The 12002-nt window shown below is 62.8% G+C and carries 10 protein-coding genes; 8 read left to right on the top strand and 2 right to left on the bottom strand.

The window, feature by feature from the left end:
- The first annotated feature begins 12 nt into the window (after window positions 1-12).
- The 3 genes from ACF8RA_RS04475 to ACF8RA_RS04465 are packed head-to-tail and all read left to right on the top strand — an operon-like array spanning window position 13 to window position 2809.
- Window positions 13-1176 carry an iron-containing alcohol dehydrogenase gene (locus ACF8RA_RS04475; protein ID WP_176684461.1) on the top strand — a complete coding sequence of 388 codons (1164 nt, stop codon included), beginning with the start codon at window positions 13-15 and terminating at the stop codon, window positions 1174-1176.
- Window positions 1176-1628, top strand: a complete 453-nt coding sequence (locus ACF8RA_RS04470) for a thioesterase family protein (RefSeq protein WP_176684460.1) — start codon at window positions 1176-1178, stop codon at window positions 1626-1628. The genes ACF8RA_RS04475 and ACF8RA_RS04470 overlap by 1 nt, the downstream gene beginning before the upstream one ends.
- Window positions 1625-2809 carry an acetyl-CoA C-acyltransferase gene (locus ACF8RA_RS04465; protein WP_176684459.1) on the top strand — a complete coding sequence of 395 codons (1185 nt, stop codon included), beginning with the start codon at window positions 1625-1627 and terminating at the stop codon, window positions 2807-2809. Before ACF8RA_RS04470 ends, ACF8RA_RS04465 begins: the two co-directional genes overlap by 4 nt.
- A gap of 79 nt (window positions 2810-2888) precedes the next feature.
- On the opposite strand, the gene mtlD is transcribed toward ACF8RA_RS04465, so the two are convergent.
- A complete protein-coding gene (mtlD, locus tag ACF8RA_RS04460) occupies window positions 2889-5012 on the bottom strand; it encodes a bifunctional mannitol-1-phosphate dehydrogenase/phosphatase (RefSeq protein ID WP_392518829.1) in 2124 nt (707 codons plus the stop codon).
- Window positions 5013-5409: 397 nt separating this feature from the next.
- On the opposite strand from mtlD, the gene ACF8RA_RS04455 reads away from it, so the two are divergent.
- Complete coding sequence (locus ACF8RA_RS04455; RefSeq protein ID WP_176684457.1) at window positions 5410-5706, top strand: DUF3144 domain-containing protein; 297 nt, start codon at window positions 5410-5412, stop codon at window positions 5704-5706.
- 18 nt (window positions 5707-5724) lie between these two features.
- Here ACF8RA_RS04455 and ACF8RA_RS04450 read toward each other — a convergent pair whose 3' ends face one another.
- On the bottom strand, window positions 5725-6618 hold the full coding sequence (locus ACF8RA_RS04450; RefSeq protein ID WP_003247268.1) for a LysR family transcriptional regulator: 894 nt from the start codon (window positions 6616-6618) through the stop codon (window positions 5725-5727).
- A 146-nt stretch (window positions 6619-6764) separates the two neighbouring features.
- Between ACF8RA_RS04450 and ACF8RA_RS04445 the strand changes: the two genes are divergently transcribed.
- The 4 genes from ACF8RA_RS04445 to ACF8RA_RS04430 all read left to right on the top strand — a co-directional run bounded on the left by ACF8RA_RS04445 (window position 6765) and on the right by ACF8RA_RS04430 (window position 11959).
- The gene (locus ACF8RA_RS04445) at window positions 6765-7844 is read left to right on the top strand and encodes a 4-oxalomesaconate tautomerase (protein WP_076403476.1); all 1080 of its coding nucleotides are present in this window, start codon (window positions 6765-6767) and stop codon (window positions 7842-7844) included.
- 73 nt (window positions 7845-7917) lie between these two features.
- Window positions 7918-9225 carry a dicarboxylate/amino acid:cation symporter gene (locus ACF8RA_RS04440; protein ID WP_392518828.1) on the top strand — a complete coding sequence of 436 codons (1308 nt, stop codon included), beginning with the start codon at window positions 7918-7920 and terminating at the stop codon, window positions 9223-9225.
- A gap of 108 nt (window positions 9226-9333) precedes the next feature.
- Window positions 9334-10638 carry a CitMHS family transporter gene (locus ACF8RA_RS04435; protein ID WP_176684455.1) on the top strand — a complete coding sequence of 435 codons (1305 nt, stop codon included), beginning with the start codon at window positions 9334-9336 and terminating at the stop codon, window positions 10636-10638.
- A gap of 67 nt (window positions 10639-10705) precedes the next feature.
- Window positions 10706-11959, top strand: a complete 1254-nt coding sequence (locus ACF8RA_RS04430) for an OprD family porin (RefSeq protein ID WP_176684454.1) — start codon at window positions 10706-10708, stop codon at window positions 11957-11959.
- Window positions 11960-12002 lie beyond the last annotated feature (43 nt).

Raw genomic sequence — 12002 nt, 5'->3', positions numbered from 1 at the left:
AAGGAGAGTGCGATGCAGCCTTTCAGCTTTGCCACCACTGCGCAGATCCTCTGCGAACCCGGCGCGGTGCAGCGCCTTGCAGGCCTGTGCCGTGAGCGCGGTGCCAAGCGTGTATTGATCGTCAGTGACCCGGGTATCGCCCGCCTAGGCATGCTCGATGACCTGCTGCCGGGGTTCACGGCAACCAAGGTCGGCGTGGCGATCTTCAGTGAGGTTACGGCCGACCCCAGCGAGGCATGCGTGCTGGCGGCCGTCCAGCGCGCCCGGCATATCGGTGCCGACCTGGTGGTGGGGTTTGGCGGCGGCAGCTCGATGGATGTGGCCAAGCTGGTTGCGCTGCTGGCCCACCGCGACTGTTCGCAGCCCATCGCCGAGCTGTACGGCATCGACAAGGCCAAGGGCCGCCGGCTGCCGTTGATCCAGGTGCCCACCACGGCAGGTACCGGTTCGGAGGTGACGCCGATCGCCATCGTCACCACCGGTGCCACCACCAAGATGGGCATTGTTTCGCCGCTGCTGTTGCCAGACCTGGCAGTGCTCGACGCCGTCTGCACCCTCGGCCTGCCAGCGGCGGTGACTGCTGCTACCGGTATCGACGCCATGGTGCATGCCATCGAAGCCTATACCAGCCGCCTCAAGCGTAACCCGCTGTCCAGCCTGCTGGCCCGTGAGGCGCTGCGGCTGCTGGCGGATAACCTTGACCAGGCTGTGCACAACGGCGGCAACCTGCAGGCCCGCCAGGCCATGCTGCTGGGGGCTTGCCTGGCCGGCCAGGCCTTTGCCAATGCACCGGTGGCGGCGGTGCATGCCCTGGCCTATCCGCTGGGTGGGCACTTTCATGTTCCCCATGGCCTGGCCAACGCGCTGGTGTTGCCGCATGTGCTGCGCTTCAACCTGCCGGTGGCGGCAGTGGACTACGCCGAACTGGCCGTGCCGCTGCTGGGGGCCCGTTTGCAGCCCGGCGATCAACGCCAGCAGGCAGAACAATTCGTGGCCGAGCTGGCCGCGCTGAGCAGCCGCTGCGGGTTACCGGACCGCCTGCGCGACGCCGATATACCACGTCATCGGCTTGGCCAGCTGGCCGAAGACGCGATGCAACAGCAACGCCTTTTGGTCAATAACCCGCGTGAAGTCACCCAGACCGATGCGCTGGCCATCTATGAGGCAGCCTACTGATGAGCCACCTCCGGCAACGTGAACACTATCGGCACTTCACGCCCATCACCACCCGGTGGCACGACAACGATGTCTATGGCCACGTGAACAATGTGGTTTATTACAGCTTTTTCGACAGCGCCGTGAACCGCCTGCTGGTGCGGCAGGGCGGGTTGGATATCGACCAGGGGAGGGTGATCGCGCTGGTGGTCAGCTCCGCCTGCGACTACCAGGCGCCGGTGGCCTTCCCGCATGACGTCGAAGTGGGCCTTGCGGTGAGCCGGTTGGGCAACACCTCGGTGCACTATCAGTTGGCCGTGTTCCTTGCCGGTCAGCCATTGGCCTGCGCCACCGGCCGCTTCGTCCATGTATTCGTCGACCGCGAAGGGCGGCGCCCGGTGCCGGTGCCGGACTGCCTGCGGCACGTGTTGAGCGAACTGCAGCCCCTATCCCCTGAGGAACAGCCATCATGAAAGACGCCGTGATCGTCGCCACTGCTCGCACCCCTATCGGCAAAGCCATGCGTGGCGCCTTCAACGACCTGAAAACCCCCAGCATGACGGCTGTCGCTATCCGCGCCGCAGTAGAACGTGCCGGCATCGAACCGGCGCAGGTCGATGACCTGGTGCTGGGGACCGCCATGCAGAGCGGCACTGCCGCGATCAACCCGGGGCGGCTGTCGGCGCTGGCCGCCGGCCTGCCCCAATCGGTCAGCGGTCAGACCGTCGACCGCCAGTGCGCTTCAGGCCTGATGGCCATTGCCACGGCGGCGAAGCAGATCATGGTTGATGGCATGCAGGTGACCATTGGCGCAGGCCAGGAGCAGATCAGCCTGGTGCAGCAGGTGCACAACCAACTGGCCAGTGAGGCTTACGACCCCGCGGTGCTGCGCATGAGCGAGCACGCCTACATGCCGATGTTGCAAACGGCCGAACGGGTGGCCCGGCGTTATGGCATAAGCCGCGAAGCGCAGGATGTCTACGCCCTGCAGTCTCAGCAGCGCACGGCGGCGGCGCAGGCGGCAGGGCTGTTCGCCGCTGAAATCGTGCCGGTCATCGCACGCAAGAAGGTGGTGGACAAGCTGACAGGTGTTGTCAGCCATGAAGAGGTGCGCCTGACCCAGGACGAAGGGAACCGGCCGGCGACGACCCTGGCCGATCTGCAGGGGCTCAAGCCCGTGGTCGAAGGCGGTTGTGTCACGGCCGGCAATGCCAGTCAGTTGTCCGATGGCGCCAGTGCCTGCGTGCTGATGGAGGGCGCGCTGGCGGCGCGCTCGGGCACTGCAGCCCTGGGGCTTTACCGCGGTATCGCCGTGGCTGGCCTTGCCCCCGAGGAAATGGGTATCGGCCCGGTGTTGGCGGTGCCCAAGCTACTGCGCCAGCAGGGCCTGACGGTAGACGATATCGGACTATGGGAGCTGAACGAGGCGTTCGCCTGCCAGGTGCTGTATTGCGCCCGGCAGTTGCAGATCGACCCGGCGAAACTGAACGTCAATGGCGGTGCCATTGCTATCGGCCACCCCTACGGCATGAGCGGCGCGCGGATGGTCGGCCATGCCTTGCTGGAGGGCAAGCGACGTAAGGTGAAGTACGTGGTCGTGACGATGTGCGTGGGCGGCGGCATGGGCGCAGCAGGCCTGTTCGAAGTGCTTTAGGCCGGTACCCAGGGCCAGCCCATGGCGGTGACCGGGACGCAGGCGCAACCCGCGCCCACAGTGTCCCGGCCAGGGCTGGTTATGAGCCTACAGCAACCGCGTGGCGCAAAGCCGGCTGTGGCAATTGGCGGAAACCTTCACTGATGGCAGCGATCAGTTCCGCGTCCTTGACGGGGCACAACCCGGGGAACGGTTTGTTGGCATGGGTGAGCACGGCTTCGACGCTTTCCTGGTTATCCAGGTAAACCTGCCTGATTGCCTGGCTTTCCAGGTCTTTGCTGTCGCTGCAGTTCAGGGCGTGGTGAATGGCGAGCCCGGCGCCAAACGCCAGGGCTGGGGTTGCAATACCGTGCTTGCGGGCAAGGTCGATGCTGCTGAGGATGCGTTCGTTGCGTTGCAGCTTGCGCAAGGGGTCGCGGCCTACCCGGGCACACGGGTCTTTGAACGAGGTTTTGCAGCGCTCGAGGAATGCCTCGGCAAAGCGGCTGACCACCTCGGCCATCTGTGGGTATTCGGCCACCAGTGCAGGCGCGACCTCCTGGCGAATCAGGCGCTCGGCCAGTTCACTCACTCGCGTATCGCCCATGCCCTGGCCGACCCAGGCATGGCCCAGCAGGCTGGCGTACCAGGCCACGATGGCGTGCGGGCCGTTCCACAGGCGGTTCTTGATGATCTGGATCTGGGCAATGTCTGGGACTGTCTTCACCTGGCGCAGGCGTTCGAGAAGATCGCTGCCGCGCTCGGCGTAAAGCGGCATGTCGGCTTCGCTGTTGAACAGCACCAGATGCAGCTGGCTCATGGCGCTGCTGGGCTGTGCAAAGGGCCTGAAGTGGCCGATCAGCCGTTCGTACTCTGGTAGCGGCGCCGAGGGCTTGCGGGTGCTTGCAGGCTCGTCTTCCAGGCTGTTCTGGAACATCTGCGACTTGATGCGCAGTTGCCTTACCAGCGCGTCGTTGCCCAGTTTGGACACGATACGGCTGACCACCGTTTCGGCGAAATGGGTCTTCTGCAAAACCTGCTCGCTGATCGCAGGCGGGCACAGCAATGCCAACTCGGCTTGCACATGACGCCGCACGAACGCCGCACCGCCAACCTTGTTCAGCACGATCAACAGGGTCAGCTCGCGGCCTCGGCGCTCGAAGCGTTGCAGCAGGCCTTGGGCGATCACCCTGGCCTGGCTTCTGATGGCCTGCTCGGGCAGGCTCAGGCCAATGATTTCGGCAGTGGTGTACATGCCGATGACGGCGTCGTCATCGTCCATGTCGATCATGCGCACGTTGTCGATGGTCTGGTCGAATGACGTGGCACCGTAGCGCACGCTGTAGCGGCCGAAGGCGCTGACGCTTTCGCGCAGCATGCGTGAGCGGGTTGCGGCAATGATTTCACGCGGTCGGGTGTAGCCGTCCCAATGGGAAAATACCTGTGTCAGGTAACCGCCGCCGATGGCGCCGAAACCATGAATGCCCACGCTGAACTGGTTCATCGAGGCCGGAAACGGCTCGCTCAATGCAGGCATGCCCAGGTCGGGTACGCACTCGCTCAGGTCGGCGAGAAATTCATGCATGCTGCGGTAGGCTTTTAGCGCGCCCGCCTTGATTTCCGGCGCAGGCGGCTTGATGTCCTCGATCAGGATCGCCTGCCCTTCAGCACGCATCGCCGACAGCATGCCGTTTTCCGAGTCCTCGACCATGAAGCACTGGCCTGGCTCGCAATTGAGCGCGCGGGCGGCTTTCAGGAAAATCTCGGGGTGGGGTTTGCCTTGGCTGACTTCATCGCCACAAACGGTGATGTCGAAGTACTTCAGCACGTTGGCGTTGATCAGGTATTCCTCGGCAATGGCACGGCGGCTGGAAGTGGCCACCGCCATGGTCAGGCCTGATTTGCGCAAGCGCTCCAGCACCTCCAGCAGGCCGGGCTTGATCGGTACGCCGTGATTGCGCACGTACTCCAGTTCAAGTTCATCCGCGCGTTGGCGGATTTCGGCGTACGGGAAGTCGTCGCCGTTATGCGCCTTGGCAAGGGCCTCGGCCTTCTTTGCGCTCAGGCCCAGCGAGCCAATCAGGGTCTGCTCGCTCAGCGCTTTGCCGAAGATTTCCAGAGAAGCTTGCTTGAGTGTCTTGAAGCGCAGGCGCTCGGTGTCGAAGAGGGTGCCATCCATATCGAAGATGGCGCTGAAAATGTGTTTACCGTGAAAGAAAAGCATTGGCTGTTGCCCCTTGTCGTTGCGTCAGGCACTCCGCCTGCAACAGGCGAGTACGGTGTGTGAGCTGCCGAGGAGGCAGTCAGGTCGGAGGCACACGTTCGACAGCGGGACGCTCAGGGGTGACACAGAGGTAAGGCGGAGCGGAGCGGGGGGTGCAGAGAAGGTTGGCAACCTTCGAGGCGAGGCGGGTGGCGCGTTTGGCCTTGAGTTCACGCCCACTGGCTGCGGTCGGTTTCGCAGGCAGTGGGCGCAAATAGCGATGGATACGTGTGATTCCAAGCATGAGGTGCTTTGCTTCCTTTTCGTCATGGGTGATCCCTTTTTCAGCCTTGCACGTATGCGCCGTGACATGCAAGGCTTGGCCTCCCGCGCGAATTGCGCAACAAGGTGAACCCCAATGACCCAAGCTACCGACCAGGCCTTTTACGATCGTGCCGATGCGCACATCGAACTGGCGAACCAGCAGATCGAAAAGTTCGAAGACCTGGGCAAGGTAAGCGCCTCGCTGACCTTCGGTGCAGCGCGCTTCAGCGCCTGGATGAGCGCCCGCAGCTTCAAGAGCGGCGCGGAACTGGGTGCGGCACGGGAAGAGATTCTGAAGTACTTCTGCGACCAGTACCGGATGATGCTCGAGGACAACCTCGATGAGCATATCGAGCATTTTGACCGGTACATGCTGGGCAAGGACGACTAAGCCAGGCGCGCCGCTCCCTCAGCGATTTGGCCATTTCTGCAGCAGGATCGAAACGAATTTTTCCGCAGCCGGCGACAACGATGCGCCGCGCCGGTACACCAGCCCTAGCGTGCGGGTGACTTGCGGCTCGATCAACGGCACGCTCACCAGCGTGGGGTGGTCGGCATTGGGCATGGCCAGGCTGGGCATGGCGGACACGCCCAGCCCGGCCTCGACCATGCCCAGCGACGTGGACAGGTGTTGCACTTCGTAGAACCACTTGGGCCGCAGGTTGAGCCCGGACAACGCATGGTCCAGCAGCATGCGGTTGCCACTCAGGCGGCCGACGCCGATCAGGCGGTAATCAGCCAGCTCTGTCCAGGTAACGGAGGCACGATTCGCCAGTGGGTGGTCACGCCGGCAGGCCAGTACAAAGTGCTCCTGCACCAGCGAGACAAACTCGATGTCCGGGTGCTGGCCACTCATCATGTTGATGCCGAAGTCGGCCTCGCCGCGCAGTACGGCTTCGAGCCCGTCGTTGGCGCTAAGGTCCAGCAGGCGAATGCGGATTTTCGGGTATTGCTCGTTGTAATCGCGGATCACCGACGGCAGGAAGTAGAACGCCGCGGTAGGAATGCAGGCGAGGGTAACCTGACCGGTCTGGCGCTCGGCCAGTTCGCGGATGCTGAGGATCGAGTCTTCAAAGTCATCCAGCAGGCGCCTGGCCTTGGGCAGAAAGTCGCGGCCCACGCTGGTCAGGCTGACCCGGCGAGTGGTGCGTTCCAGTAGCGAGGTGCCCAGGCCTTCCTCCAGTTTCTTGATCCGCCGGCTCAGGGCCGGCTGGGACAGGTGAAGCGCTTCGGCGGCCTCATGAAAGCTGCCAAGTTCGGCGATTTTCACGAAAGATCTGATGTCTTGCAGCTCATATTCCATAAAAAACCTTCGACTGGCCTGGTGCTTTATTGATGTTTAAATCGCAATAATAGCTACGATATTTGCATTGGATTGATTTATCCATCCCTGTCACTCTTTTGCCCACAGCATCAATGATGTCCATTGATCAACAAGAGTGCGAAATCATGCAACGAATTCCTTGCGTACTCATGCGCGGCGGTACCTCCAAAGGGCCGTTCTTCCACGCCTGGGACCTGCCTGCCAATGTGGTCGAGCGCGACGAGTTGCTGATCAACCTCATGGGCTCTGGCCATGAGCTGGAAATCGACGGCATCGGTGGCGGCAGCCCGCAGACCAGCAAGGTGGCGATCATCAGCCCGTCACTGCACGCCGACGCCGACGTCGACTACCTGTTCGTGCAGGTCATGGTCGCACAGCGCCGGGTCGATACCGCCCCCAACTGCGGCAACATGCTCTGTGCTGTTGGGCCGTTCGCCATCGAACAGGGGTTGGTAAAAGGCCAGGAAGGCAAGACCTTGGTGCGCATTCGCAACCTGAACACTGGCACCTTCGTCAATTCGCTGGTCGAAACGCCCGGCGGTATCGTGCGCTACGAAGGCCGCACGGCGATCGATGGGGTACCGGGCACTGCCGCCCCGGTGCACCTGACCTTCCTCGACGCGGTCGGCAGCAAGACCGGCAAGCTGTTCCCCACGGGCAAGGCCCAGGACGTGATTGATGGCGTGCCGGTGACCTGCATCGACATGGCCATGCCGATGATGGTGGTGGAGGCCAGCCAGCTGGGGGTAAGCGGCTCGGAAACCCCGGCTCAGCTGGACGCCGACAGCGCGCTGCTCGAACGCCTGGAAGCGTTGCGGCTGAAGGCCGGAAAGGCCATGGGCCTGGGCGATGTCAGTGGCATGGTCATCCCCAAGCCAGTGCTGGTGTCCAAGCCGCGCTACGACGGCACGCTGCAGGTTCGCTATTTCATGCCGCACAACTGCCATCGTGCCTTGGCGATCACTGGCGCCGTGGGGCTGGCGACTGCCTGCGTCAGCCCTGGCACCGTGATTGCCGACCTGTTGGGCGAAGGCGCGCAGCAACTGGCCGAGGTCCGCCTGGAGCACCCCAGTGGCGGCATCGATGTTGCGCTGACGCGCAGCGGAGCCGATGGCCAGACGATCCAGGCTTCGGTGGTGCGAACCGCCCGGCGGCTCTTCTCAGGTTTCGTCTACGCCCCTACATTCCGCAGGTTGGCCGGGTAGTTCCAGGCACCGATCCAGACCTGCACATTCGTAACAAGCGCATCCGCACAATTTCAACAATGGGTGATGCCTCATGAGACTCGCCAAATCGCTGTATTTCCAGATTCTCTGCTCCGTCCTGCTGGGCGTGGTGGTCGGCCACTTCTGGGCGCAACAGGCCGTGGCCCTCAAGCCGCTGGGTGATGCGTTCATCAAGCTGATCAAGATGATGATCGCGCCGGTGGTGTTCTGCACCATCGTCACCGGCATCGCCGGCATGACCGACAAGCGTTCCCTGGGCCGCTTGATGAGCAAGACCCTGCTGCTGTTCCTGGGCCTGACGGTGGTCAGCCTGGTAATCGGACTGGCGGCGGTCTATCTGTTCAAGCCAGGTGCCGGCATGAACATCGATCCTGCCACCCTGAGCACGGCGGGCCTGAGCCAGTACACCGCGTCGGCCGCCAAGTTGAGCGTGGTGGACTTCTTCATGCACATCATCCCGGACACCTTCGTAGGTGCCTTCAACAAGGGTGAGGTCTTGCCTGTACTGTTCATCGCCGTACTCAGCGGGTTCGCCCTTTCGTCGATGGGCGAGAAAGGCAAGCCGGTCCTGGACGTGCTGGAGTCGGCCTCGACCATGGTGTTCCGCATCTTCGGCTACCTGATGCGCTTTGCCCCGGTCGGCGCTTTTGGCGCACTGGCATTTACCGTGGGTCAGTACGGCATTACGTCCCTTGGCGCGCTGGCCAAGCTGGTGGGGACGTTGTACATCGCCTGCGCGTTCTTCGTGCTGGTGGTGCTCGGTGGCATCTGCCGTGCCCATGGCTTCAGCCTGTGGAAGCTGCTGCGCTATTTCCGCGAAGAGTTCCTTGTGGTGCTGGGGACTTCTTCAACCGAGCCGGTACTGCCGCGAATGCTCGAGAAACTCGAGAAGCTTGGGTGCAAGAAAGGCGTGGTTGGGCTGGTGCTGCCCACTGGTTACTCGTTCAACCTGGACGGTACTGCCATCTATCTGTCGTTGGCAGCCGTGTTCATCGCACAGGCCTGCAACATCGACCTGAGCCTGGGCCAGGTGGTCACCATGCTGGCGATCATGTTGCTGTCCTCCAAGGGCGCGGCAGGTGTCACCGGCAGCGGTTTCGTGGCCTTGGCCTCGACCCTCACCGTGATCCACGACATTCCCCTGGCCGGCCTGGCCCTGTTGATCGGGGTCGACCGCTTCATGTCGGAAGCCCGTGCGCTGACGAGTCTTGCCAGCAACGCAGTGGCTACGGTGGTGGTTTCGCTGTCGGAAAACGCCTGTGACCGGCAGACGCTGCACAGCCGCCTGAATGGCGAGCCGGTGGTCAGCCCCGTCGCTGAAACAGCCGACTGGGTCGCCGAACCGCGCCGCCACGGCTGAGCCCCGACACCCTCAAGCTTTTCACAGCCCCCCACCATGCGTTGCCGGGGGGTAGGGGGCCGTCTGCGCTGCAGGTGGCCACAGACAATAAAAACAAGAGAACAAACCATGCTCGCACTTCTGGGCCTGATCATGGTGGTGACCTTCACCTACCTGATCATGAGTAAACGCCTGTCCCCTATCGTCGCGCTTACCATCGTGCCGATTGTTTTCGCCGTTATTGGCGGTTTCGCGCCAGACCTGGGCAAGATGATGCTCGAAGGGCTGAAAATGGTCGCACCGTCTGCCGCGCTGCTGCTGTTCGCCATCCTGTTCTTCGGCCTGATGATCGACGCCGGCCTGTTCGACCCGTTGATCCGCAAGATTCTCAAGCGGGTGAATGGCGACCCGATCAAGATCGCCATCGGCACCGCCCTGCTATCGCTGCTGGTGGCGCTGGACGGTGACGGCACCACGACCTACATGATTACCTGCGCCGCCATGCTGCCGCTGTACAAGCGCATCGGCATGAACCCGATGATCCTGGCGACCGTATCGATGCTGTCATTGAGCATCATGAGCGGCATGAGCCCGTGGGGTGGTCCCGCCACCCGTGCCATTGCAGCGCTCGGCCTGGATGCGACCGAGTACTTCATTCCGATGTTGCCGACCGTCATCGGTGGGGCGGCGTGGGTCGTGTTCACCGCCTACCTGCTGGGCCGTGCCGAGCGCCGGCGTATCGGCAACATTGCCCTGGAGTCTGGTGGCGGCAACTGCTACATCAAGGAAATCCTCGGCGACAACCCGCACAAGCGCCCGCGCCTTGCCTATGTGAACCTGGTGCTGGTGATCGCCGTGATGACCGCGCTGGTGCTGGGGCTGATGCACGCAGCCATCCTGTTCATGATCGGTTTCGTCGCGGCGCTGATGATCAACTACCCGCAGCTGGACTTGCAGAAAGAGCGCATCCTCGCCCATTCGGGCAACGCCATGACCGTGGTGCTGCTGGTGTTCGCCGCGGGCATCTTTGCCGGTATTTTCTCGGGTACCAAGATGGTCGATGCATTGGCCCAGACGCTGGTGGACTGGATTCCGGAAGCGTGGAGCCACTGGTTCCCGCTGGTGGTGGCGCTGACCAGCATGCCGCTGACCTTCGTGCTGTCCAACGACGCGTACTACTTCGGCGTTGTGCCGATCCTGGCCAATGCCGCGGCCGCGTACGGCATCGACCCGGTGGAAATTGCCCGCGCCTCGGTGCTGGGGCAGCCTGTGCACCTGATGAGCCCGCTGGTGGCCTCCACCTTGTTGCTGGTGGGCATGGTCGACCGGGATATCGGTGACTTCCAGAAGGCCACGGTGAAATGGGCCGTGCTCACCTCGCTGGTGATCACAGCGCTGGCGTTGCTCACGGGCGCCTTGTCCTTCTTCGTCTAAGTATTATCGGGCGCTGCCAGGCGCCCCGACTCACGCTCACTCCGAAAACAACAATAGAGTACCGATCATGTCCCGAGCTGTGTTCCGTGGGGCCACCTTAGGCCTGCTTTGCGGCTGGCTACCTGCTGCCGGCGCTTCCGGTTTTGTCGATGACAGCAAGCTCAAGCTGCAGTTGCGCAACGTGTATTTCAACGAGAATTTCCGTGACGAGCAGGGTATGAGCGCCCGCGCTGCCGCCACGGCCAAAAGCGAACGGGTGGAATGGGCTCAAGGCTTTCTGCTCGACTACCAGTCAGGTTTCACCCACGGTAAGTTAGGTGTGGGGCTCGATGCACTGGGCCTGCTGGGCGTACGCCTTGATTCCGGCCGCGGGCGCAGCGGTACCGGGTTGTTGCCGGTGCACGACGATGGCCGTGCGGCGGATGAGTTCGCCAGCGCCGGGGTCACGGCCAAAGCCCGCCTGGGCAGCACCGTGGTCAAGCACGGCACCTTGCTGCCAAAGACACCGGTGCTGGTCTACAACGATGCGCGGGTGCTGCCACAGACCTATCAGGGCACTCAGCTGACCAGCACGGATATCGACGGGCTGACCCTGATGGCCGGGCACCTTGACCGCTTCAAGCAGCGTGACTCGTCCAACAGCACCGGCATTTATCTGGATGGCCATGGGGGCGGCAAGTCGGGTGACTTCACCTTTGCCGGTGCCGACTATGCCGTCAGCAAACAACTGCGCCTGAGTGTCTACCATGGCCAGCTAGAGCACTTCTATCGCCAGGATTTTGCCGGGCTGGTACATGACCTGCCGTTGGCCGGCGGAGTACTGACCACGGACCTGCGCTACTTCAAAAGCCGCGACAGCGGGGCGGCCTACGGCGGCGGTATCGACAACCACATGTTCAGTGGCCAGGTGGCGTATGCGCATTCCGGCCATACCCTGGGGGCCGGTTATCAGGTGCTCGATGGAGATGCCGGTTTGCCATACATCAGTGGTGCGACCGTTTATTCGTTCAGCAACGTCGGCATCGGCAAGTTCATCGAGGAGGAAGAGAAAACCTGGATGGCCAGCTACGCCTACAACTTCGCGGCCGCCGGCGTGCCGGGGCTGACCTTCATGACGCGCTACCTGAGTGGTGACAATGGCCGTTCAGGTGGCGAGGGCATCAAAGAATGGGAGCGTGACGCCGAGATTGCCTACGTGGTGCAGGGCGGGCTACTGAAAGGTCTGGGCGTGAAACTTCGCAACTATGTCTATCGTTCGGATTTCGCTCGCGGCCGCGACAGCAACCGCCTGTACCTTACCTACGATATCGCCATCTGGTGATGGCGCGGGCCGGATCGCACACCCGGCCCAGGCCCTGCTTGCG

The sequence above is a fragment of the Pseudomonas sp. FYR_5 genome (assembly GCF_043106315.1).
GTDB lineage: Bacteria > Pseudomonadota > Gammaproteobacteria > Pseudomonadales > Pseudomonadaceae > Aquipseudomonas > Aquipseudomonas putida_Y.
Note: the sequence above shows the minus strand (reverse complement) of the source record. Positions and strands in the feature narration are given on the sequence as shown.